This window comes from uncultured Rikenella sp. (genome assembly GCF_948810725.1).
GTDB lineage: Bacteria > Bacteroidota > Bacteroidia > Bacteroidales > Rikenellaceae > Rikenella.
This window is the reverse complement of the sequence record NZ_CAQIVA010000008.1, coordinates 38,540-62,401: the sequence shown is the minus strand read 5'-3', so window position 1 is coordinate 62,401 and position 23,862 is coordinate 38,540. Positions and strand designations below refer to the sequence as shown.

The following is a 23,862-nucleotide window of genomic DNA, read 5'->3' as shown; positions in this document are numbered from 1 at the left end:
GGATGCAAAAGCGACACACCATACGAGGCACCGTGACGACCGGACGCCGGCTGGGCCGGACGCTCGGTTTCCCGACCGCCAACATCGAACTCGCCGCCACCGACCGGAGTCGGGACAAAGAGCAGAACGGCGTTTGGCTGGCCCGAGCGGCATGGGATGACGACGACAGCACCCAACGGCGGTGGGCATTGGTCAACATCGGAACCGCCCCGACCGTGACGCGGGAAGAGAAGACCAAAGCCGAAGCCTGGCTGTTCGATTTTTCCGGCGATCTGTACGGACGGGAGCTCCGGCTCGACCTTTTACGCTACCTCCGGCCCGAACGGAAATTCGCCTCGGTGGAGGAGTTGCGCCAGGCGATGGAAGAAGACAAAGAAAATGCACTCAATATCATAGCACAGGATGAGTTTACCTTATAAAGTGGCCGACATGTCTCTGGCCGAATGGGGACGCAAAGAGATCGAAATCGCCGAACACGAGATGCCGGGCCTGATGGCTCTGCGCAAGAAATACGGGCCCTCGAAGCCTTTACAGGGGGCAAGGATCATGGGGTCGCTGCACATGACGATCCAGACGGCGGTATTGATCGAAACCTTAGTGGAGCTGGGGGCGGATGTGCGGTGGTGCTCCTGCAACATCTTTTCGACACAGGATCACGCAGCGGCGGCCATTGCGGCAGCCGGGGTGCCGGTTTTCGCCTGGAAGGGAGAGACGCTGGAGGATTACTGGTGGTGCACGCGCGAGGCGATGACTTTTCCGGGAGGAAAAGGGCCGCACCTGATCGTAGACGACGGAGGGGATGCCACCCTGTTGATCCACAAAGGGTTTGCAGCAGAGGACGACGCTTCGGTTTTAGATCGGACGGCGGCGAATCACGAAGAACAGGTCATCCTGAACCTGTTGAAAGAGACTTTGAAAACCGACCCGGGCAAGTGGCACGCAACGGTGGACGAGTTGCGAGGGGTTTCGGAGGAGACCACTACGGGGGTGCACCGGCTCTACCGGATGATGGAACGCGGAGAGCTGCTCTTTCCGGCCATTAATGTCAATGATTCGGTCACGAAATCGAAGTTCGACAACCTGTACGGCTGCCGGGAGTCGCTGGCGGACGGCATCAAGCGGGCGACGGACGTGATGATCGCGGGCAAAGTGGTGGTAGTCTGCGGCTACGGGGATGTGGGCAAAGGATGCGCGGCGAGCATGCGGCATTATGGCGCCAGGGTCATTGTGACGGAGATCGACCCGATCTGCGCTTTGCAGGCGGCGATGGAGGGTTTCGAGGTGAAGACGGTCGAGGATGCTTTGCCGGAGGGGAATATCTATGTCACCACGACGGGGAACCGGGATATCATCACGCTGGAACACATGCGACAGATGCGGGATCAGTCGATCGTCTGCAACATCGGCCATTTCGACAACGAGATTCAGATGGATCGCCTCAACGCATTCGAGGGGGCGACGCGCACGGAGATCAAACCGCAGGTCGACCGCTATACGTTCGCGGAAGACGGACACTCGATTTTCATTCTGGCCGAGGGACGGCTGGTGAACTTAGGCTGTGCGACGGGCCATCCGTCGTTCGTCATGAGCAACTCGTTCACGAACCAGACGTTGGCACAGCTCGACCTGTGGCAGCGGGATTACGAGACGGGGGTCTATCGGCTGCCGAAACACCTGGACGAGGAGGTGGCCCGGCTGCATCTGGAGCAGATCGGAGCTCATCTGACACGCCTGACACCGGCTCAGGCGGACTATATCGGAGTTTCGGTCGACGGGCCGTATAAAGCGGACTTCTATCGGTACTGATCCGGTACTTCCTATTCATTTTCATGCGGTCTGCAGCTCCGGCGGCAGGCCGTATTTTTATGCTCGGGGCGGAAGATTCGGATCACACAACGCCCCGCCCCGGGCTTCCGCGAAAGAGCCAATGGCGTGCTGAACGGTGTCGGCGGCAATGGTTACAGCTGGGCTTCTACGGTCAGCGGTACCGGTGGCATGAACTTGAGTTTTGGTGTGACGTGGATCGGCCCCAGCTACTCGAGTAGCCGTGCCTACGGTTTTCAGTTGCGTTGCCTCTCGGAATAAACGGACGCACAGCGTCTTTTAATGCCAGCCTCTACCCTAACTTGAAGCCGAGGCAGCCAGTAAAACGCCCTGCGGCCCGCCCCGGGCTTCCGCCTCAGCACCTCAGGCGCGTTGAGTGACGTCGGCAACTCCGGATACAGCTGGACCTCTGCGGTCAACGACATAAAAGGCGTCTACCTGAGCTTCAATACGATAGGACTCATCCCCAATTACACGACAGACCGCGCCCACGGTTTTCCGTTGCGTTGCCTCTCGGAATAAACGCCGCGGGCCCGCGGGGGGCAAGGGGCTGAAACTACCCTAACCCCTACAAAAAAATAGCCTGCGCCCCGCAGAGCCCCCGACCATTCGAAATACGGAAGCCCTGCGAAGCGCCAAGCCTGATTTTACTAACAATAGCTAATTAAATAGAATGTTCGATAATTGATACACCCGAAATCGGATTCAAATTCCGTGCCACGCCCTGCGTAACACCGAAAACGGCCTCCGAAAGAACAGCCTGACGCCCGAATCCTTATCTTTGCACCGCTGCATCGAACCGCACGAACAGAATCACACATGCAGCAAAAACGTTCGACCGTCATGACTACATTTTTAATCTGTTTGGCCCTCCTCGTCGGCTCCTACTTCACCTACGCCCGTTATCTGGAACGGCAGTTCGGAGCCGATCCGAAAGCGGCCGTACCCTCCGAAACCCACCGCGACGGAGTGGACTATCTGCCCCTGCCCGCCTGGAAAACCTTTCTGATCCAGCTGCTGAACATCGCCGGACTCGGCCCCATCTTCGGCGCCCTGCTGGGGGCCATGTACGGCCCCGTCGCCTTCCTGTGGATCACCTTCGGAACGATCTTCGTCGGCGGCTTGCAGGACTACGCCAGCGGCATGATTTCGCTCAAAGAGGGCGGCGTGAGCTTTCCGGAGATCGTCGGACGCTACATGGGGCTGACCGTGCGACAAGTCATGCGCGCCTTTACCCTCTTTCTGATGGTGCTCGTCGGCGCCGTCTTCATGGTCGGGCCCGCCGGCATCCTCGAAGGATTCACCGGACTGAGCCAGTCGGTTTGGGTCTGGATCATTCTGGCCTACTACATTTTAGCCACTCTGCTGCCCATCGACAAAATTATCGGCCGGTTCTACCCGATCTTCGGCATCGCTCTGTTCGTCATGGCGCTCGGCATCTTAGGCGTGCTGTTTTTCGGGCCTTACGAGATTCCGAACCTCTCGGCCGCATCGTTCGGCAACTTTACGGCCAATCCGCAGGGATTGCCGATTATCCCCACCCTGTTCATTACGATCGCCTGCGGCGCCGTATCGGGATTCCACGCCACCCAGTCGCCGATGATGGCCCGGTGCGTCACCAACGAGCGACAGGGACGTCCCGTTTTCTACGGCGCAATGGTTTCGGAAGGGGTGATCGCCCTGATCTGGGCCGCCATCGGGATGGCCTTCTGGGGCGGAACGGAGGGGCTGAGCGAAGCGCTCGCGGCACACGGCGGGAACGCCGCCTGGGCCGTGGAGACGATTACCAATACCACGTTGGGCAAAGTCGGCGCCTTTCTGGCCCTGCTGGGCGTAGTGGTCGCCCCGATCACGAGCGGAGACACGGCTTTCCGCTGCGCGCGGCTCATTGCGGCCGACTTCCTGCACCTCGAACAGAAACACCTCCTGAAACGGCTTTATATCTCGCTTCCGATCTTTCTGGTCGGGGTGGCCATCACCCTCATGCCGTTCGAAGTCATCTGGAAATACTTCGCCTGGGCCAATCAGGTACTGGCTGCCATCTGTCTCTGGACGGTGACCGTCTACCTGGCCGTTCGGCGTCGACACTGGGCCATGGCTTTCCTGCCGGCCGCATTCATGACCTTTATCGTCTCCTTCTACATTTTCATCGCCCGCGAAGGAGTCGCAATGCCTTACTACACGGGACTGGCGATCGGTTCGGCCATCACGGTCGCGATTGTGGGGACGATGGGGTGGTACGTGCGGAACGCCTGGCGCGGTCGGGTTGCAGCGAGTCGGTGATGCCGAGGGAAACGATTATCTTTGTCGCCAGATGAAAGTCACTCAAAAATTCGAGACCGGGAAGACCCGTTTTGCCTTCGAACTGCTGCCGCCGCTCAAAGGCGATAATATCGACACGATTTTCGACACGATCGAACGGCTGGCCCCTTACCACCCGTCGTATATCAACGTCACCTACCACCGCGAAGAGGTGAAGCTCATTGAGCGTCCCGACGGCTTGCTGGAGCGTCGGGTGGTACGCAAACGGCCGGGAACGGTGGGGATCGCCGCCGCGATTACGGCACGTTACGGCATCGACGTCGTTCCGCATCTGATTTGCGGCGGATTTTCGAAGTACGACATCGAGGACGCCTTGATCGACCTGAGTTTTCTGGGAGTCGACAATATTTTGGCGCTGCGGGGTGACAACCTGCGCGGCGAACGGATGTTCCGGGCGGCGGAAGGGGGACACCTGCATGCGGAGGATCTCGTCCGGCAAATCATCCGGATGAATCGGGGCGAATACCTCGACTCGGAGCTGGAACACAGCGCTCCGACAAACTTTTGTGTCGGCGTGGCGGGTTATCCGGAAAAACATGCCGAGGCGCCGAATCTCGCCACGGACATCGCCCACCTGAAAGCCAAAATCAATGCGGGGGCGGAATATGTGGTGACCCAGATGTTTTTCGACAATTCGAAATATTTCGCCTACGTCGAAGCGTGCCGGGCGGCGGGGATCGGGGTTCCGATCGTCGCGGGGCTCAAACCTTTCACGACGAAATCGCAGCTCTCCTTGCTGCCGCAGACGTTCGGCATCGAACTGCCGGACGAGTTGGTGCGGGCGGTAGAGGGGTGTCGGGATAATGCGGCTGTGCGGGAGGTGGGAATCGAGTGGGCGGTGGCACAGGGGCGCGAGCTGATGGCGGCGGGAGTTCCCGCGCTCCATTTCTATACGATGGGCAAGGCGGATAATGTGGAACGGATCGCCCGGGCGTTGTTCTGAGCCTCTCTTTTCAGCCGGTTTTCCCATCTCCGGTTCGTTCGGTCTGTCCGGCATCAACGGCTTCGGGACAAACCCGGCCAGTTTTCGAGTGTCTTTCGGCCCCGGGCTACCGCAATCATACAGATGGTACATTGGTACGCATAGGCAACAACGGGTTCTGTTGGTCGTCCGCGGTCAACGAGACTAATGGGGTATTCCTGGGATTCAGCACGCTGCACCTCAATTCAGACGGTGCTAACTATCCGAGTTATGGTCTTCAGTTGCGTTGCCTCTCAGAATAAACAAGGACGTATTGCTTGGGATAGAGGCGGCCATGGTTACAGGGCCGATTCGCTTGCCAAGCGGCGCGCCCCGGGCCTCCGCGGCGATGCCGATGCAGCGTTGTGGCACTCTGGCAATCATGGTTTCATTTGGGCTTCCACCATCAATGAAACCAAGGCTATACGCCTAGCTTTGAGTACTCGATACCTCGATTCCAATAATTCGCACACTCGCGCCCACGGTTTTCAGCTGCGTTGCCTCTCGGAATAAACGGGAAAGAGAACACCCGCCTCGGGCTACCACGATACAGGATCGGGTGGACTGGGCAACGTTGGCGGCTACGGGTTCAACTACTCGTCCGCCTTTAGCGGCACCGGCAGCGTATTTTTGCATTTCAGCACGCAGTACTTCAATCCCTTCAGCGTGGGTTACCGCGGCCACGGTTTTCCGTTACGGTACCGCTCGGAATAAATGGTGGAAGTGCTGTGTCTTTTTAATGGAAACTTCGTTTGAAAATTGCCTCCTGCGGTTCGCAGAACCGCGCGGGCCGGACGCCTCCCCCTCGGGAGGCCCGCAACGTTCGCAGGCTCACTGCGGTCACTCCCGGGCGTCCGACCCACTGAAACAATGCTCCGTTCACCGGTCAAAGCTGCCAAGTTCGGCCTTGTCGCTCCCATTCTGCGAGATTCGTCCTCGGTGCGCCTTTCCTCGCGCCGGTGCCTTCGGGCACTCCGATTGGGCAGCCTCTACCCCAATAAGAGGCCGGCGATCCCTCGCGGAATCGCGCTATTCGCTCTCAGCCTATAGCAGTTCGCCGCTAGCGGCGAACTGCGCGACCCAAAGGGTCGCACAAGAGCTCAGCCTAACTCACCGCCCCAATTCTGTCGGGTTCGGGCTGCGCGCTCTGGGGGTGGGCCAAAGGCCCAGCGCGCAAGCCCGGCGGCTCTGTGAGCCGCAGAAGCACGACCAACAGCTCAGCCCAACCCACAGCCCCCTGCTCGGCCCAGCGCGGCGGGAAAACCGAATCCGGTTTTCCCGCCTGAAGAACAAGCATAGCCCAAAGCTCGCCCCAGTTCTCCGCCCCGTGTCCGCCTCACTGCGGCTCCGCTGTCGCTCCGCCACGTTTTCGCGCGCCTTGGGAAATCTTGTCAAAACACGCAAGCGAGTTTCGACGATTTCCCTACTTAAGCGGCGGCGCGCGGAGGGGTTTTGAACCGTCTTTTCCCAATCCTTTGTTCGCGCGCCTGCGCGATTCATCCATATTCGACTCACCGCCGAAATGATTGAATCGCTTCTTTAGGCGACGGCGCGCGGTTACTTTAGTAATAAAGGCCGCCCGCCGTGGCGCGAACGCGTCCGCCGGGCGGGCGCACCCTTCGGGTGATTTAATGGCAGCCTCTACCCCTATACAACGCGGGTAGCCTCGGCCAACTCACTGTTCCGCGCGCCTTGGGAAATCTTGCCAAAATGTGCTGGCACATTTTGACGATTTCCCTCCTAAGGCGTGGCGCGCGATGAGAGGGTACTGTTCTTTCTGTGAACAGAAAGAACCAAAGAAACTTTAAAGCGCATCCCTACGGGATGCTTTGGCCGGGTATACCCGCATGCACAAGACCTCGGCCCAAACAACCAGCAACCTCTATCCCAATAACGTACGACCGCCTCCGCCCAAATTCCAATACAACCTCTACCCAGCTTTTTGTTCCGCGGCCATCTCAGCCCACGCCACAACGAAAAAGCGGCTCGCCTAATAGGCAAGCCGCTCCAAAACTACTGAAAATTCGTAGCCCCTAGGGGAATCGAACCCCTCTTCCAAGAATGAAAATCTTGTGTCCTAACCGATAGACGAAAGGGCCATCGTCGAAATGACAGTGCAAAGGTAGAACCATTTTCGGAAATTCCAAACGTCTGTCGAAAAAATCTCCTCTTCTTTTGATTCTGGAGCGTCAAAAACCTCCCGCAGCTCAGCATCCGCACCTTTCCGAAACAAAAAGGCTTTCTCCTCAACGCGAGGAAAAAGCCTTTCGAACAAAGAGTGACGCCGACAGGACTCAAACCTGTAACCTTCTGATCCGTAGTCAGATGCTCTATTCAATTAAGCTACGGCGCCAATGCTTTCGCACCGCAAAAGTAGTCATTCTCCCGACATTTCCAAAATTTATATTCTCTATATTTGCAAAAATCTATCCGCACACCCATGAAAACGCTCCCCGAACTCGAAACAGCCCTCATCGCCGACGGCTACCGACTCACTCCGGACGAGGCACGGCATCTTCTGCACACAGCCGAGACCGATGCCCTGTGCCGAACGGCCGACCGGGTGAGACTCCATTTCATGGGCAACCGCATGGACACCTGTTCGATCATGAACGCCCGCAGCGGCCGTTGTTCGGAAGATTGTAAATGGTGCGCCCAGTCGGTTCACCATCGGACGAAAATCGACGTCTACCCCCTGACCGACACCGCCGAAGCCCTGCGCCACGCCCAGGACAACCACGACAAAGGAGTCGGCCGGTTCTCGTTGGTGACCAGCGGACGCGCCATGACCGACCGCGAAATCGGACAATGCGCCGCCATCTATCGCGCCATCGCGGAACGGATGCCGGGTTTCCGAAACGGACACCTCTGCGCCTCAATGGGACTGCTGACCCGCAAACAGCTGCAAACCCTGAAAGAGGCCGGCGTCGGACACTACCACTGCAACATCGAGACCGCCCCGTCCTATTTTCCCCAGCTCTGCACGACCCACACCTTCGACGAAAAGCGCAGCACATTGCGCTGGGCCCGCGAAGCCGGGATGCGGATTTGCAGCGGCGGGATCATCGGTATGGGCGAAACGGCGGAACAACGGATAGAAATGGCCTTCGCCCTGCGCGAAATCGGCGCAGACTCGATCCCGATCAACGTACTGAACCCGATACCGGGCACACCGCTCGAAAACACGCCGCCCCTGTCGGACGACGACATCCTGCGCACCTTCGCCCTCTTCCGGCTGATCCATCCGCAGGCCCATATCCGCTTTGCCGGCGGCCGGACACTGCTGCGACGTGAAGTACAGGAGCGCGCCCTGCGCGGCGGTGTGAATGCCGCAATCGTGGGCGATCTGCTCACCACGATCGGCTCCGGAGTGGCCGAAGACCGCGAAATGTTCCGACAGTGCGGTTTCGCGGAATAACGGATTCCGCCGAGCACAAAAAATCGCGTTTTTCATCGGGACGGCCCTATTTTAGGAACGGATTTTGCATCCCTCCGACACAGGCACAGGCAGATCCAACCCACCGGCCGAATCCCATCCATGTTCCGCAAGATCGTCAAATATGCGCTGCGTACAGCGGCCATTCTGCTCGGAATGGTCGTCCTGCTTGTCATCGCGCTCTATCTTCCGCCGGTTCAGCACTTCATCAAGAACAAAGCCGTCGCTTACGTCTCCGAAAACTTCGGCATGCAGCTGTCCGTCGAACGGTTGCGCCTCCGCTTTCCGTTGCGACTGGCCGTGGACGACGCCCAGGCCGTGACCACCGAGGGCGATACCCTGTTCCGATGCGCCGCCCTGCGCGCCGACATCGCCCTGTGGCCCCTGCTGCGGAAAGAGGTCGTCGTGCGGCAGTTCGAATTCGACGAGACTTCGTTCCATCTGGACGACACCACCGGCGGCCTCGACCTGAGAGTCCGCGTTCAGAAGCTGGCCCTGACCGCCGACCGGGTCGATCTCGCTCAACAGACCGCCCACATCCCCTCCATCCGGCTGAGCGGAGCCACCGTCGGCCTGACGCTGAGCGAAGCCCGGCCCGACACCACCGAAACGGATACGACAGCCGCTCCGCTGCGGTGGAAAATCGACGCCGACCGGCTGCTGTTAGACCGAATCGCGTTTACGATGCGGAATACATCGCCCGAAAGCGACCTGAAAGCACGGATCGAATCGGGCGAAATCGCTGCGTGCGCCGTCGATCTGGGCGATCAATCGGTCAATGTCGGTCGATTGAGTCTCGACGGCGGAGGATTCGCCTACCTGAGCGACACGATCGCATCGCCCGCTCCCGAACGAAGCGCCGAACCGTCCGACACCACCGCAACCCAACCGTGGAGCATACGCGCCGGGGCGATTCGCGTGGGAGCATTCGCCGTCCGCTACGGACTTCCGTACGGAGCGCCCCGGGCCGGTTTCGACCCGAATCACATCGTCATCAGCGGTCTCAACATCGCCATCGACTCGGTATTCAATCGCGGAACGGAGGTACGGGCGACCCTTGCCGACCTGAACTTCACCGAACGCTCCGGTCTCGCGGTCACCCGAACCCGCGGCGACATCCGGATGGACAGTACGGGGTATGGGCTGAGAGCGTTCCGGTTACAGACCTCCGCTTCAACAATTCGGGCTCAGGCCGTCGTCGGGGCCGGAATCGCCTCGATGGAGCCTGCCACACCGATCGACGCCCGCATCGACATGACCTTAGGGGCCTCTGACCTCGCTCGTTTCATCGAGTGGAACGACACCCTGCGGCGACAGCTGGAAAATCGCTCTCTCACCGTGGGGGCTCAGATCGGCGGAACGCTGAACAAGCTGAATCTGAATCGTTTTTCCGTCGAACTGCCTCGCGTTTTCGCCCTCCGGGCCAACGGCTCCGTGCAGCAGCCGACCGACCCGAAACGGATGCAGGGCCGGATCGCCCTGAGCGGCGAACTGACCGATCCGCAATTCGTTTCGCCCCTGCTGCCGGACGGCATCACGCTGCCCCGGATGCGGCTGCACAGCGACCTGCGGGCTGCCGCCGGGCGGTTCGAAGGCCTCGCGACCCTGTGGGCCGGAACCGGCAAACTGACCGCCGAAGGTTCGTTCATCCCGCGCAGCGAACGGTACACAGCCCGGATCGAAGCGGACAGCCTGCCGCTCTACGCCTTCCTCCCGACCGACTCGTCGAGCATCGCCACCTTCGCCATCCGGGCCGCAGGGCACGGTTTCGACCCCTTCTCGCCGCAAACGACCGCCGATATCGAGACACGGATCGTTCAGGCCGTCTACGATCGGTTCGACTTCGGCGGCCTGTCGCTCACCGCCGCTCTGGCCGACCATCGGTTCCGGGGACGGTTCGTCGGCGAAAACCGGGCCCTGAACGCCGACCTGCATTTCGGCGGGCTGCTCACACGAGCCCGGCAGGAGGCAAGCATCGAGGGACGGATTGCGCAACTCGACCTCGAACGCATGCACCTCGTCGCCCAACCGGCCAACGCCTCGTTGCGGCTCCGCGCCGCAGCATCGGCCACCGAGACCAAAGCCTACACGGCGACCGTCGTCCTCGACACCGTCCGGGTACGCTACGGCACGTTCGAAAACACGGTGAACCGCACGACCCTGACAGCCGAAGCCGACTCGGCACATGCCCGGGCAGATGTCTCATCCGGCGACCTGCAACTGACCTTCCGGTCGGCCGTTGGGCTCGACTCGCTGGCCGGCGGTTTCGACCGGGCGATCGCCGAAATCCAACGCCAGATCCGCGCCGGCCGAATCGACGCCGACACCATCGGATATACGCTGCCTCCTTTCTCGCTCGACTTCCGGGCCGGGCGGAACAACATCCTGAACAACTATCTGCTCGCCCGGGGGATGGGCTTCGGGCAGGCCACGCTGACGGGAAGAACGACACACGGCAAACCGTTCGGCATCCAGGCCGAAATCAATCGTTTCTCGACCCAGGGAATCGTCCTCGACACCATCAAGGCCGGCATCGGTTCCCGGAACGGCCGCCTGCGCTACTTCGCCCGACTGGGCAACCGGCCCGGCAATATGAACCGGCTCGGCTCGATCTTTCTCGACGGCAACGCCTCCGGCAACTCGGCTCTGGTCAGGCTGGTGCAGCTCGACCGGCAGGGGCGCAAAGGGCTCGACTTCGGCCTGCGCGGGACGCTGACCGACAGTGCGGTGACAGTGAACCTCGTACCGCGCCGGCCCGTCTTCGGATTCTCGGAATGGTCGGTCAACGGCGGCAACTACGTCCGCTACGCTTTCGACCGGAGTCTGACCGCCGACCTGCGGGTCCAACGACCCGGGCAATCCTTCTCGCTGCAATCGTCCACGGCGAACGACATGCCCGCCGGCAGCCTCCGGTTAGGAGTCACCGGATTCGACATCGCAGGCGCGCTGAACCTCCTGCCCAAAGCTCCGCCGGTCGGCGGGCGATTGGGGCTCGACCTGACGTTCGGGCTGGCCGACAGTCTGCTGGCCGCCCAAGGAACGATCGCCATCGACACCCTCCGTTACGAAAACCGTTCGGTGGGCGACATCGGCCTGCGTCTCGCCTACCGAGGCGAAGCCCACAACGGACAACAGGGCTCGGCCGACCTCTCGATCAACCGCCAGCCCGCCCTTTCGCTCGCCGGACACTACCATCCGGCCGACACGGCCCGGGCCGTGCGACTGACGGCCGACCTGCCCGGCATTCCGCTGGAGGTGCTCAATCCGTTCCTGCCGGAAGGCTCGGGCAGTCTGACCGGAAAGCTCGCCGGACACATCGAAGCCGACGGCCCGACCGACGCTTTGCAGCTGAACGGCTCGTTGCAATTCATCAAAACAGCCGTCGACGTGGCCGCCATCGGAACCCGGTTCGGCATTTCGGGCAACCCGATCCTCCTGCAAGGCGGACGGGTACTGTTCAACGACTGGGGCCTGATCGCTCCCAACCGACAGCCCCTGACGGTGAACGGCTACATCGACCTGCACGACTTCCAACAGATCGCCACCGACCTGCGCATCGAAGCCTCCGACTTCCAGCTGGTAAACGTGGAAAAGAACATGAGCGCAATGGTCTTCGGCCGGGCGAGCGCCGACCTCTCGGCCCGGATGCGCGGGCCGTTAGACGCGCTGAACATCCGCGGCAATGCCACCCTGCTGACCGGCACCGAGGTGACCTACGTCATGCGGGAATCGCCCATGAGCATCCGCGACCAGTCCCAGAACGTCGTGAACTTCACCGCCTTCAACGACACCACGACGGTCTATGCCATGCGGCCTCCGGCAATCATCCGCCCGACCGGGATCGACATGCTGATGAACGTTTCGATCGACCCCGACGTCGAAATTTCGGTCTACCTGTCCGAAGACGGCCAGAACCGCATCGACCTGCAAGGTGGCGGCACGCTCACCTATGCGATGAACCGGCTGGGCGACACCCGTTTCGCCGGGAAATACGAACTCTCGGGCGGTCGCGTGCGATACAGCCCGCCGGTGATCTCGACCAAAGATTTCGCCATCTCGCCGGGCGGCTACGTGAGCTGGACGGGCGATATCGCCGATCCGACCTTCTCGATCCGAGCGGCGCAGACGCTCCGCACGACCGTCACGATGGAAGACCAGACTTCGCGACAGGTGACCTTCCGGATCATCATCGCCATCAGCGGCTCGATGCAACAGCTCGACGTGGGGTTCGACCTCGCCGCGCCCGAAGACTTGACGCTCCAGAACCAGCTGGCCTCGCTGACGCCGGAACAACGCCAGAACCAGGCGATGAGCCTCCTGATCTACAACACCTACACCGGCCCGGGTACTTCGGCCAAGGTCAATACGGGAAATCCGCTCAATTCGTTCATCGCCAAAGAGCTGAACCAATGGGCCCAGAACAGCCTGCCGGGCGTCGATCTCTCGTTCGGCGTCGACTCCTACGACGATCCGGCGGCAGGGCCGGGCGGCACCCGAACCGACTACTCCTACAAGCTCTCGAAGAAATTCTTCGACAACCGGGTGCGGGTGGCCGTGGGCGGCAAGGTGACGACGGGCGACCCGAACCAGAACGCCGCCGAAAACCTGATCGACGACATCTCGCTGGAGTACCAGCTCACGCGGCGCGACAACATGTACCTGAAGGCGTTTCGCGAGACCAACTTCGAGAGCATTCTGGAGGGCGACGTAACCGAAACGGGCGTCGGGTTCGGCGTGCGCAAGAAGATTCTGAAACTGGGCGACCTGTTCCGGCTCACCCCGGAGAAAAAAGAGGTGAAAGAGGCCCGCAAGGCGGCCCGACAGGAGAGACGCGAAGAGAGACGCCTGCAACGGCAGGCCGAGAAAGAGGAGGCGACCCGTCCCGCCGAACCGCAGACCACTCCAAACGAACAACCCCGATGAGACACCTTTTCCGACATATCCTCTGCTCCACCCTGCTGCTGGGCGGCCTGGCCGCCTTCGTTTCGTGCTCGACCACCCGGCGGCTGGGCAAAGGCGAAGTGCTCTACACCGGCGTCCGAAAGATGACTTTCACGCCGGCCGAAGACAGCCTGCGGATTCCGGCCGAAGTGATTTCGGCCGTCCGGCAGCCGCTGAACGTGGCTCCGAACAATGCGCTGTGGTCGCCCTACTGGCGAACCGGCATCCCGATCCGGCTCTGGGCGTGGAACTACCTCTACACGCCGAAAGAGAAAGGGTTCAAATACTGGTTCTACAAACGGCTGGCCAAGCCGCCGGTGCTGATTTCGAAAGTCCGGCCCGAACTGCGCGTCAAGGTCACCGAACAACTCTTCGAAAACCACGGCTACTTCGACGCCCACGGCAGCTACGAACTGGTGCCGAGCAAACACAAACCCGACCAGAAAGCGAAAGTGAACTACCGGTTCACCGTCTCGGCGCCCTACACCTACGACTCGATCGAGTACCTCACGGCTCCGGGCCGGGTGGGACGCATCGTGGACAGCCTGCACGCCGGGACGCTGCTCCGCAAAGGGGCCGTTTACAACCTCGACACGCTGGTGGCCGAGCGCAACCGGATCACCACGACGCTGCGGAGCTTAGGTTATTACTACTTCCGTCCGGAGTACATCGCCTACGACGCCGACACGACCCAGGCGCCTTACCGGGTATCGCTGCGGATGCGGCTGGCCGACGGGATTCCGCCCGCCGCCATGCAGCCTTACCGAATCGGGAACGTACAGGTGACGCTGGTCAATCCGGTGCCGGGCCCCTTCGACACGATGACTCTGGGCGACGTCCGGGTGCGCTACCAACAGCCGCTGAAGATCCGCCCGCGCATTCTGGCCGGCACGATCCGCCTGAAACCGGGCCAGATCTTCAACGTCGAAGCCCAGAACCGAACCCAGAGCGATCTCAACAAGCTGGGGATATTCAACTCGGTGAGCCTCTCGGTGCCGCCGCTGGACTCGCTGCACGAAGGCCAAGACTCACTGAATGTCCACATCTACGCGGCGTTCGACAAACCGATGCAGGCCGAGTTCGAAGCCGACTTCAACTCCAAATCGAACAGCTATCTGGGGCCCGGAGTGACTTTCGGACTGCGACACAACAACATTTTCAAGGGAGGCGAAGTGCTGGCCCTCAACCTGACAGGCTCTTACGAGTGGCAAACGGGGAACAAGAGCCAGTACGAAACCCGGCCTTCGGCCGTCAACTCCTATGAATTCGGCCTGAATGCCTCGCTGAGCGTGCCGCGCATTCTGGCGCCGGGCTTCCGCTACCGGGGCTTCACCTACCCGGCCCACACGACCTACAAGATCGGGGCCGACCTGATGAACCGGCCGAAATACTTCCGGATGCTCTCGCTGAACCTCTCGGCGGGATTCGACTTCCGGACATCGCCCTACAGTTCGCACAACCTGACGATCTTCAAGCTGACCTACAACCGGTTGCTCCACACCTCGCACGTCTTCGACTCGACGATGCAGCAGAATCCGGCCGTGGCGCTGAGCTTCAGCAACCAGTTCATCCCAGCCATCAGCTACGCCTACACCTTCGACCGGCTGTACGGCTCGCGACAGCGGAACCGGTTCATTTTCCAAGGGACAGTCACCGAGGCCGGAAATATCTTGGCGGGCCTCTACGGCCTCTTCGGGTCGCACGGCGAGAAACGGCTCTTCGGCAGCCCCTTCTCGCAGTTCGTCAAGGGGACGGCCGAGGTGAAGTGGTACCACCGCGTGGGACTGGACAACTGGCTGGTTTCGCGGTTCCTGATCGGCGCAGGCTATGCCTACGGCAATTCGAAAGTGATGCCCTACAGCGAGCAGTTCTACATCGGCGGGGCGAACAGCATCCGGGCTTTCACGGTGCGGTCGCTGGGCCCCGGGAGCTACCGTCCGCCGAAGGAGATGGTGAACGGCTACTGGGATCAGACGGGGAGTTTCAAGCTGGAAGCCAACGTCGAGATGCGGTTCAAGATCATGGGACGTTTGGGAGGCGCCGTTTTCGTGGACGCAGGTAATATCTGGCTGCTGAAAAACGACCCTCAACGCCCCGGAGGCGTGCTGCGGGCAAAAAATTTCTGGAAAGAGATCGCCCTCGGAACGGGCGTCGGGCTGCGCTACGACATCAGCGTGCTGGTGCTCCGGCTGGACATGGGGATCGGCATCCACACGCCGTATCCGAATCCGGACAAGCGAGGCTATTACAACATTTCGAAATTCAAAGACGGACTGGGCCTCCATCTGGCGATCGGCTATCCTTTCTGATGCGAGCCGTCGGCCGCGGCGCGCGACAGGTAGAGCTCCGTGAGCCGCGCCACCGCATAATCGCCCAGCCGCGCCACCGGAATCACGCACCATCCCTCGGGCCACTCGCCGGCCGTCAGATCCGGAAGCTCGATCCGGTGGAAGGTCGCGTGGATAATGCGGTGCGACAAGACGTGCTTCGGCATCCGCACCGCCCCTCTCCACACCCAATCCGTTCCGTCGACCGGAAGCGGCAAAGCGTCGAAATCACACTCTCCATCCGTCTCGACGAGCGGAAATTCGTACAGCCCCCGCCAAATATCGTTCCCCTCGCGTCGGCAGACCACCGTTCGCCCCTGCCGGTCGACCAGATGCAGGTAGTTGAACCACCTCGGCGTCTGCACCGTCCGCCCCTGCTTGACCGGCCGCTCGGCCACCGTTCCGTTCCGCCGGGCCAGACACGTCGCCCCCAGCGGGCACGCCTCGCACTGCGGCGACCGCGGCGTGCAGACCAACGCCCCGAGCTCCATCACCGCCTGATTGTACCGTCCGGCCCCCTCGCCCTTTCGCCCGACCGTCTCCAGAAACTCCTCCAGCAGCCTCTGTGCCGCCGCAGCGAACTCCTTTCGTCCGGCCGTCGTGTCGATCGGCGTATCGATATCCAACAGACGGCTCGCCACCCGATAGACATTCCCGTCCACCACGGCATACGGCGCATCGGTCGAGAACGAGACGATCGCCGCCGCCGTATAATCCCCCACTCCGCGCAACGCCCGGACAGCCGCATAGTCCGTCGGAAAAACTCCTCCGTGCCGCTCCGCGACCTGCCGGGCCGCCGCATGCAGGTTGCGCGCCCGACTGTAGTAGCCCAGCCCCTGCCAGAGCTTCATCACCTCGTCCTCGCCGGCCGCCGCCAGATCGGTCACCTCCGGGAAACGCTCCACGAAACGGAGATAATACTCCATCCCCTGCGCCACCCGCGTCTGCTGGAGGATCACCTCCGAGAGCCAAATCCGATACGGGTCGCGCGTTTCGCGCCACGGCAGCGGACGGTGATTTTCGATATACCAGTCGATCAGAGCGTTGAAGTCCATAGAATCAAAAAACGAAATCGGCCGAAAAATTATTTCCCCTCCTCCCCGCTCTCCGTCGGCCCGGTCAGCGACGCCACGCCGAGCCGCGCAAAGCGGATCAGGTCGTCCGGAGCCAGCGCGATCTGCAACCCCCTCACCCCGGCGCTGATGTAAATGCGATCGAACTGCCGGCAACTCTCGTCGATAAAGGTCGGAAAGGCGCGCTTCATCCCGATCGGCGAACAGCCGCCTCGGATATATCCGGTCGTTTCGAGCAGCTCGCGGAGGTGGATCATCGCCACGCTCTTATTGCCCGACACCCGCGCCGCCGCCTTGAGATCTACCTCGCGGTCGCCCGGAATCACACAGACCAGTATCCCGTTCCGGTCGCCCCGCAAGACCAGCGTCTTGAAGACCTGCCGGACATCCTCGCCCAGCTGTTCGGCCACATGCACCGCATCCAGATGCTCCTCATCCACCACGTAAGGCACCAGTTCGTACTCGATTCCCGCCCGGTCGAGCAGCCGGGCGGCATTGGTTTTCGTCACTTTCATAAATATCAACGATTCAACAGCCGATCCGCGAAACGACACCCCTCCGGCAGGCACTCCAACAACCGCACCAACCCCTCCGTCAAGCGTTCCAGCGCCTCCGGAATGCGCCACTCCGACCGCGGATCGCCTGTCCGGTTCGACAGCGCGCGCAGTTGCAGAAACGGCACCCCCTCGTCCCGACACACCGCAAAGAAAGCGGCCCCTTCCATCGACTCCACCGCCTCGCCCCCGTGCAGCGGCAACGGCGAACAGGCACTATTGGCCGACCGGGCCGCCACCACCCGGAAACGATCCTTCAACGCCCCCACATAGGGACACGCCACGGGCTGCGCCTCCGGCAGCTTGTCGAACGATTCGAAACGGCCCGTCTCGGGCCTCCATGCGCCGATATCGGCCTGCCGGTCGCTCCCGACCAGAACGACATCGTCCAACGTGAGCGACGTGCCGGGCAATATGCCCGCAATCCCGGCTTGTATCGCCAGACAGGGCCACCCCTCGCGAACCGCCCGCGAAACGGCCACCCCGGTCGCTCCGGCTCCCATGCCGCCGACCATCCACCGCACGGGCCGGTCGCCGAACCGATCGCCCACCCGGGCCCGCAACGGTCGCTGTTCGAGCTCCGTCGCCGTAAGGAGAAGAATGGAAGGTATCATAATTCAATCAATCCGTCCTACAAAGATAACTCGCCCCGGCGATTCCCGGCACCTTCCGAAGCAGAAACCGATGACATCCCTTATCTTTGCACCATTATTTTTCAGACGACTATGCAACGCGACATTCGCCGGGAGCTCCAAGACCGGATCCTGATACTCGACGGCGGGCTGGGCACCCTGATCCAGGCCCGAGGGCTGACCGAATCCGACTACGACGGCCACGTCGGCTGCAACGACTATCTGGTCGTGAGCCGCCCCGACGTGCTCGAGGAGATCCACGCCGCCTATCTGGAGGCCGGAGCCGATATCGTTTCGACCGACACCTTCAACGCCAACCCCGTATCGCTGCGAGACTACGGATTGCAGACACGCACCTGGGAGCTCAACAAAACCGCCGCCGCACTGGCCCGCAGCGTGGCCGACCGGTTCGAACGGCAGGACGGCCGGGCCCGGTTCGTGGCCGGCTCCGTCGGGCCGACCAACCGGAGCGCCTCGATGTCACCCGACGTGAACGACCCCGGTCTGCGCAACATCACCTTCGACGAACTGGCCGAAGGATACGCCGAACAGATGCGCGGCCTGATCGACGGCGGAGCCGACCTGATCCTGATCGAGACCGTCTTCGACACACTCAACTGCAAAGCGGCCATCTACGCCCTCCGGACGCTGATCGGCAACCGTTCGATTCCGCTGATGGTCAGCGGCACGATCACCGACGCCAGCGGACGGCTCCTGTCGGGCCAGACCGTCGAAGCCTTCTACGCCTCGGTCGAGCACGGCGACCTGCTGAGCATCGGGCTGAACTGCGCTTTCGGGGCGCGGCAGATGATGCCCTACGTCGAACGGCTCGGTCGGGTGGCCAAGGGGGCCGTTTCGGCCCACCCCAACGCCGGACTGCCGAACGTGCTGGGCGGGTACGACGAAAGCGCGGAACAGATGGCCGTTATCATCGAGGAATACCTCAAAAGCGGGCTGTTGAACATCGTCGGCGGATGCTGCGGAACCACGCCGGAACACATCCGGGCGATTGCCGAAGTCGCTAAAAAATACAAACCGCGCACCTTCCGCGCGCCGCAGGACAACGGCGGCGCGACGGTGCTGGCGGGGCTCGACATCGTCCGGATCGAACCGGCGTCCAACTTCGTGAACGTCGGCGAACGAACGAACGTGGCGGGTTCGGCCCGGTTCGCCCGGCTGATCCGCGAACGGCAGTACGCCGAAGCGCTGGCCGTGGCCGCCGAACAGGTCGAAGGGGGTGCCCAGGTGATCGACGTCTGCATGGACGCGCCGATGATCGATGCCGAACGGGCGATGACCGACTTTCTGAACCTGACGGCAGCAGAGCCCGAAATCGCCCAACGGCCCGTGATGATCGACTCGTCGGACTGGCGGGTGATCGAAGCCGGGCTGCGGGTCGTGCAGGGAAAAGCGGTCGTCAACTCCCTCTCGCTCAAGGAGGGCGAAGCGCTTTTTCTCGACCACGCGCGCCGCGTGCGGGCCTTCGGAGCGGCAGCCGTCGTCATGCTCTTCGACGAGCGGGGACAGGCCGACTCCTACGAGCGCAAAATCGAAGTGGCGGAACGGGCTTATAAACTCCTGACAGAGAACGGATTTCCAGCCGAAGATATTATTTTCGACCCCAACATACTGGCCGTGGCCACCGGCATCGAAGAGCACGACGACTACGGACGGGCCTTTATCGAAGCGACCGCCTGGATCAAACGCCACTGCCCCGGAGCACGGGTGAGCGGCGGAGTCAGCAATCTCTCGTTCTCGTTCCGAGGCAACAACCCGGTTCGCGAAGCGATGCACTCGGTCTTCCTCTACCACGCCACCCGCGCCGGGATGGACATGGGGATCGTCAACCCCTCGATGCTACGGATTTACGACGACATCGACCCGGAGTTGCTGACGCTTTGCGAAGACGTGATACTGAACCGCCGGGACGACGCGGCGGAACGGCTCACGGCATATGCCGGGTCGCACGCCGCCGAAACCGGCGCAGCCGCAACGACAAAGCACGACGCCCGGCGCGACGGAACGGTCGAAGAGCGGATTATCCACGCGCTGGTTCAGGGAGCGACGACGCATATCGAAGCGGACACCCAGGAGGCTTATGAGAAGCACGGTTCGGCTATCGAAGTGATCAACCGCGTGCTGATGGCCGGGATGAGCGAGGTGGGAGAGCGGTTCGGAGCCGGGAAGATGTTCCTGCCCCAGGTCGTCAAGTCGGCCCGGGTGATGAAACAGGCGGTCTCGGTGCTGGAACCCTTCATCTCGCACGACCGGACGACGGAACAGGGAGCCAAACTGCTGATCGCCACGGTCAAAGGCGACGTGCACGACATCGGCAAGAACATCGTGTCGGTCGTCCTGACCTGCAACGGCTACCGGATCGTAGATCTGGGGGTGATGACACCGCCGGAACGGATCGTAGAGGCGGCGATGGCCGAACAGGTTGATGCGGTGATCCTCTCGGGGCTGATCACCCCGTCGTTGGAGGAGATGCGCGTGGTGGCCGAACGGTTCGAACGGGCAGGCCTGCGGATACCGATCTGCGTGGGCGGAGCGACGACCTCGGAGCTTCACACGGCGGTGAAAATCGCCCCCTTCTATAGCGGTCTGGTGGCCCACTCGACCGACGCTTCGAACTGCGTCCGATTAGTGAACCGTATTTTGAAAGAGCCGGGATTTGCAACACGCTACCGAGCCCGACAGGAGGAGTTGCGGCAGCAGTATGCCACCCAGCGTGCGGCCGGCGAACTGCGTCCGTTGAGCGAAGCGCGGGCGCACAAACTCGAATTGGATTTCAACGCCGGAACGGTGGCTCAACCCCGACAGCTCGGCAAACGGGTGCTGACCCGTTATCCGCTGGAGGGACTCGCGGAGCGGATCGACTGGAGCTATTTTTTCGCCGAGTGGGACTTGAGGGGGCGTTATCCGGAGATTTTCGACCATCCGACCAAGGGCGAAGAGGCACGGCGATTGTTCGACGACGCCCAGACCATGCTGCGTCGGCTGCTCGCCTCGGGCGAGGTGCGGGCAGATGCAGTGGTGGCGATCGTGCCGGCGCGGAGCGAGGGAGACGACTTGCTGATCCGAGGCTGTTGCCACACCGACGGCACTTCGTGCGGATGCGGTGCACCGGAGATTCGGTTCGCCTGCCTGCGGAATCAGGAGGCGAATCACGCAACCAACCTCTCGCTCGCGGACTTCATTTCGCCGGGGCCGACTGCGGGCGCGCCGCAGGATCACATCGCTCTGTTCGCCTTGGGGGTGACGTGCGATTTCCGCGGCGATTCCGATTACGAAAACATCATGGCCCGCATACTTTGCGATCGTCTGGCAGAGGCCTTTGCGACGGAGCTGTCGGCCCGGTTGCGGGATGAGTGGTGGGGTTTTCCGGCCGGTTCGGAAGGGATACGGGTGGCCATAGGCTATCCGTCGGCTCCGGATCACGCGGGCAAACGACTGATTTTCGACCTGTTGGATGTCGAGGGAGAGATTCCGCTGCGTCTGACGGAGAATTTCATGATGCAGCCGACCTCGGCCGTTTCGGGTCTCGTTTTCGCCCATCCGGAGGCACGTTATTTCTCGGTGGGACAGATAAACGACGAGCAATTAGCGGATTACGCGCAACGGACGGGGCGTTCGGCGGACGAGTTACGCCGTCTGCTGCCGAATCAGGTGCGATAACCCGTGTTTCTCCCGTTCCGTTTATTCCGAGAGGCAACGCAACTGAAGACCGTGGGCACAGCTGTATGCACGGCTGGAATAAAGATTCTGTGTGAAGAAACCCAAGTACAGACCATTGGTACCGTTGACCGATGACGACGAACTGTACCCATCGTTACCGACGCCCATCGGCTCTCCCGTATCCCGATGGCGAACGCCCGGGGCGGGGTACTGAGCATCCTTGGAGCACATGAAATTACTTTCCGCGAAAATTTTGACAACGAAATTTGGAGGTTCCGAAATTTTGTCTACCTTTGCACTGCAAACAAGGGGTGCCATAGCTCAGTTGGTAGAGCAAAGGACTGAAAATCCTTGTGTCCTTGGTTCGATTCCGAGTGGCACCACTTAAGATCAGCGTCTACAGTCTCATGTAGGCGCTTTTTTTGTGCTTTGCGCGGCTGATTTTCGTGGCTTTGGACACCCCAAGTTAAACCGAAATTCACCCGGACATCGGAATAATCAACCAACTCCCTGTCGACATGGCCGCCCCGGGCTACCGCCACAACCTGGCGGGTAGCCTGCTGAGCATCGGCGAACAAGGCTACAGTTGGTCTTCCTCGGCAAGCGACACCAACGGCCTGAATTTGGGCTTTGGCGGAACTTGGTTCCGCTTCAGCAGTTCGGACGGACGTGCCTACGGTTTTCAGTTGCGTTGCCTCTCGGAATAAACGGGAAGGCGCGCACGCGGTGGGTTAAGAGGCCGGAATGATCCGAACGCTCCCCGACACAACCTATCGCCCCCTCACTTAACGCCCACTCCCTTCAGCCCGCGCCACAGACGAACCGCCCGCAACACCCCCACCGGACAATCCGCACACCGCCCCCGGGCACAATATTCCGTACTCAACTGAATCAACGCCTGCGAGTCCGACGCGCTTTCCGGCCGGAACGCTCCGGCCCACACCCGGGTATAGCGGTTCGACTCCGGCGCCACCTCGTCGTAGAGCGCCAACGCCCTCTCCTGCAACCCCGTGTCGCGAGTCGCACGCCCCATCGCCGTCAGCAGCGGAATCACGAAATTGATGATCCGCAAATCCACCTTCTGAACGCTCATCCCCTGTTCCGCCCCTCCGAACAACTCGCGCAACGCCGTCATCCCCTGCATCGCCGCCTCGCGCACCCGCTCCGACAACTGTGTCGCCCGAACCAGCAACGCCGCCGCCCTCAGCAGCATCGTCGAAGGCAGCGACACCGGCCGAACGCCCGCTCCGGCCCACGACACCACCGGTCGCAACAACCCGTACTCCTTTTTCAGCGACAAATAGATATCCTGCCACTGCCGAACGGCCGGTTCCGCCTCGAACACCCCGCTCAGATAGCCCGACTGCCCCAGCAACAACGCCTCGGCCTGCCGCACATCGCCTCCGCAACGGACGAAACAACGCAAAGGGATCGACCTCGCCAACGCCTCGTAGGAACGTTTCTGATCCCCCATCCCCAGCGAACGCAGATAACAGACATACGCCGTCTCGTCCCAATCTCCGCCCAAATCGGCCCGCAACCGTTCGACCTCGGCCGTCTTGCGTCGCAACCGATCCGCCAGCAACCGTGACACGATCTGCCCCTGCTCCACCCCGGCCAGACCGCCAAAAAACTCGGCACACGCTCCTCCCCGACCCTCTGCGGCCGTGGCAAGCGATTCGGCGTACCAGCCGACCAGCTCCTCCGAGGGCTTCAATACGAGCGTCGGCACCTCCCGCCCGTTCCGCACCAACACGCGATCGCGTTCGCCCACCACGTGAAAAGCTACGCTGTCGAAAGCCGGATCGCTCATCCGTCCCCCGTCGCGCCACGTCGAAGCCCGACCATCCACCCGCACCGCTCCGTAAAGCGTCGTCGCTCCGATCCGAACGGCAGCCTGTGCGAAATCCGGCGAGGGGATCGACGCATCGGAATCGGCAGCCGTTTCGGCAGCATACCCCGGATGCTCGACGGCACATTCGCCAACCTCCCCGACCTCCAACTGATCGTCCCGGAACAGACGATGGCCCCACACGAGCGCCAGAAAGCTCCTTGTTTGATTTTCGGTCATAAATTGTTTCGCTAAAACCGTCCGCCGCACGGTCTTTTCCTCC

At 61.6% G+C, this 23,862-nt stretch carries 17 protein-coding genes and 3 tRNA genes; 13 read left to right on the top strand and 7 right to left on the bottom strand.

All coding sequences use genetic code 11. From position 1 onward, the window contains the following. Window positions 1-2 precede the first annotated feature (2 nt). From Q9S52_RS04815 to Q9S52_RS04785, 7 genes are all read left to right on the top strand, one after another. Window positions 3-419 (top strand): riboflavin kinase, encoded by a 417-nt coding sequence (locus Q9S52_RS04815; protein ID WP_304708339.1) that lies wholly within the window; start codon window positions 3-5, stop codon window positions 417-419. Continuing rightward, window positions 403-1,806, top strand: coding sequence for an adenosylhomocysteinase (ahcY, locus tag Q9S52_RS04810; protein WP_304708338.1), 1,404 nt, complete (start codon window positions 403-405; stop codon window positions 1,804-1,806). The genes Q9S52_RS04815 and ahcY overlap by 17 nt, the downstream gene beginning before the upstream one ends. Window positions 1,807-1,932: 126 nt before the next feature. Further along, complete coding sequence (locus Q9S52_RS04805; RefSeq protein ID WP_304708337.1) at window positions 1,933-2,085, top strand: hypothetical protein; 153 nt, start codon at window positions 1,933-1,935, stop codon at window positions 2,083-2,085. 111 nt (window positions 2,086-2,196) lie between these two features. Next, a complete protein-coding gene (locus tag Q9S52_RS04800; RefSeq protein ID WP_297626048.1) occupies window positions 2,197-2,346 on the top strand; it encodes a hypothetical protein in 150 nt (49 codons plus the stop codon). Between the two features lie 321 nt (window positions 2,347-2,667). Further along, on the top strand, window positions 2,668-4,107 hold the full coding sequence (locus Q9S52_RS04795; protein ID WP_304708336.1) for a carbon starvation protein A: 1,440 nt from the start codon (window positions 2,668-2,670) through the stop codon (window positions 4,105-4,107). Window positions 4,108-4,138: 31 nt separating this feature from the next. Further along, complete coding sequence (locus Q9S52_RS04790) at window positions 4,139-5,089, top strand: methylenetetrahydrofolate reductase (RefSeq protein WP_304708335.1); 951 nt, start codon at window positions 4,139-4,141, stop codon at window positions 5,087-5,089. Between the two features lie 131 nt (window positions 5,090-5,220). Then, entirely contained in the window at window positions 5,221-5,370 is a 150-nt protein-coding gene (locus Q9S52_RS04785; RefSeq protein WP_297626037.1) for a hypothetical protein, read from the top strand. Window positions 5,371-7,134: 1,764 nt separating this feature from the next. Here Q9S52_RS04785 and Q9S52_RS04780 read toward each other — a convergent pair. Continuing rightward, window positions 7,135-7,206 (bottom strand) — tRNA-Glu (locus tag Q9S52_RS04780). Window positions 7,207-7,386: 180 nt separating this feature from the next. Next, a tRNA-Arg gene (locus tag Q9S52_RS04775) sits at window positions 7,387-7,460 on the bottom strand. Window positions 7,461-7,547: 87 nt separating this feature from the next. Here Q9S52_RS04775 and bioB point away from each other — a divergent pair. The 3 genes from bioB to Q9S52_RS04760 all read left to right on the top strand — a co-directional run bounded on the left by bioB (window position 7,548) and on the right by Q9S52_RS04760 (window position 15,793). Beyond that, complete coding sequence (bioB, locus tag Q9S52_RS04770) at window positions 7,548-8,525, top strand: biotin synthase BioB (RefSeq protein ID WP_304708334.1); 978 nt, start codon at window positions 7,548-7,550, stop codon at window positions 8,523-8,525. 120 nt (window positions 8,526-8,645) lie between these two features. Beyond that, window positions 8,646-13,466: a translocation/assembly module TamB domain-containing protein gene (locus Q9S52_RS04765; RefSeq protein ID WP_304708333.1), complete on the top strand. Its 4,821-nt coding sequence runs from the start codon at window positions 8,646-8,648 to the stop codon at window positions 13,464-13,466. Next, window positions 13,463-15,793, top strand: a complete 2,331-nt coding sequence (locus Q9S52_RS04760) for a BamA/TamA family outer membrane protein (RefSeq protein WP_304708332.1) — start codon at window positions 13,463-13,465, stop codon at window positions 15,791-15,793. Before Q9S52_RS04765 ends, Q9S52_RS04760 begins: the two co-directional genes overlap by 4 nt. Here the strand turns inward: Q9S52_RS04760 and mutY are convergent. From mutY to Q9S52_RS04745, 3 genes are read right to left on the bottom strand one after another with little or no spacing between them, the layout of a single operon-like run. After that, entirely contained in the window at window positions 15,781-16,866 is a 1,086-nt protein-coding gene (gene mutY, locus Q9S52_RS04755; RefSeq protein WP_304708331.1) for an A/G-specific adenine glycosylase, read from the bottom strand. The genes Q9S52_RS04760 and mutY overlap by 13 nt on opposite strands. A gap of 29 nt (window positions 16,867-16,895) precedes the next feature. Further along, entirely contained in the window at window positions 16,896-17,399 is a 504-nt protein-coding gene (gene ybaK, locus Q9S52_RS04750; RefSeq protein WP_300726120.1) for a Cys-tRNA(Pro) deacylase, read from the bottom strand. 5 nt (window positions 17,400-17,404) lie between these two features. Further along, on the bottom strand, window positions 17,405-18,052 hold the full coding sequence (locus tag Q9S52_RS04745) for a hypothetical protein (RefSeq protein WP_297626018.1): 648 nt from the start codon (window positions 18,050-18,052) through the stop codon (window positions 17,405-17,407). Window positions 18,053-18,163: 111 nt separating this feature from the next. On the opposite strand from Q9S52_RS04745, the gene metH reads away from it, so the two are divergent. Next, entirely contained in the window at window positions 18,164-21,748 is a 3,585-nt protein-coding gene (gene metH, locus Q9S52_RS04740; protein WP_304708330.1) for a methionine synthase, read from the top strand. A 21-nt stretch (window positions 21,749-21,769) separates the two neighbouring features. On the opposite strand, the gene Q9S52_RS04735 is transcribed toward metH, so the two are convergent. Continuing rightward, window positions 21,770-21,979, bottom strand: a complete 210-nt coding sequence (locus tag Q9S52_RS04735; RefSeq protein ID WP_304708329.1) for a hypothetical protein — start codon at window positions 21,977-21,979, stop codon at window positions 21,770-21,772. A 79-nt stretch (window positions 21,980-22,058) separates the two neighbouring features. Here Q9S52_RS04735 and Q9S52_RS04730 point away from each other — a divergent pair. Next, window positions 22,059-22,131 (top strand) — tRNA-Phe (locus Q9S52_RS04730). A 135-nt stretch (window positions 22,132-22,266) separates the two neighbouring features. Continuing rightward, the gene (locus Q9S52_RS04725) at window positions 22,267-22,455 is read left to right on the top strand and encodes a hypothetical protein (protein WP_297626010.1); all 189 of its coding nucleotides are present in this window, start codon (window positions 22,267-22,269) and stop codon (window positions 22,453-22,455) included. Window positions 22,456-22,529: 74 nt separating this feature from the next. Here the strand turns inward: Q9S52_RS04725 and Q9S52_RS04720 are convergent, their stop codons facing one another. Further along, window positions 22,530-23,819 (bottom strand): DUF2851 family protein, encoded by a 1,290-nt coding sequence (locus Q9S52_RS04720; RefSeq protein ID WP_304708328.1) that lies wholly within the window; start codon window positions 23,817-23,819, stop codon window positions 22,530-22,532. Between the last annotated feature and the right edge of the window lie 43 nt (window positions 23,820-23,862).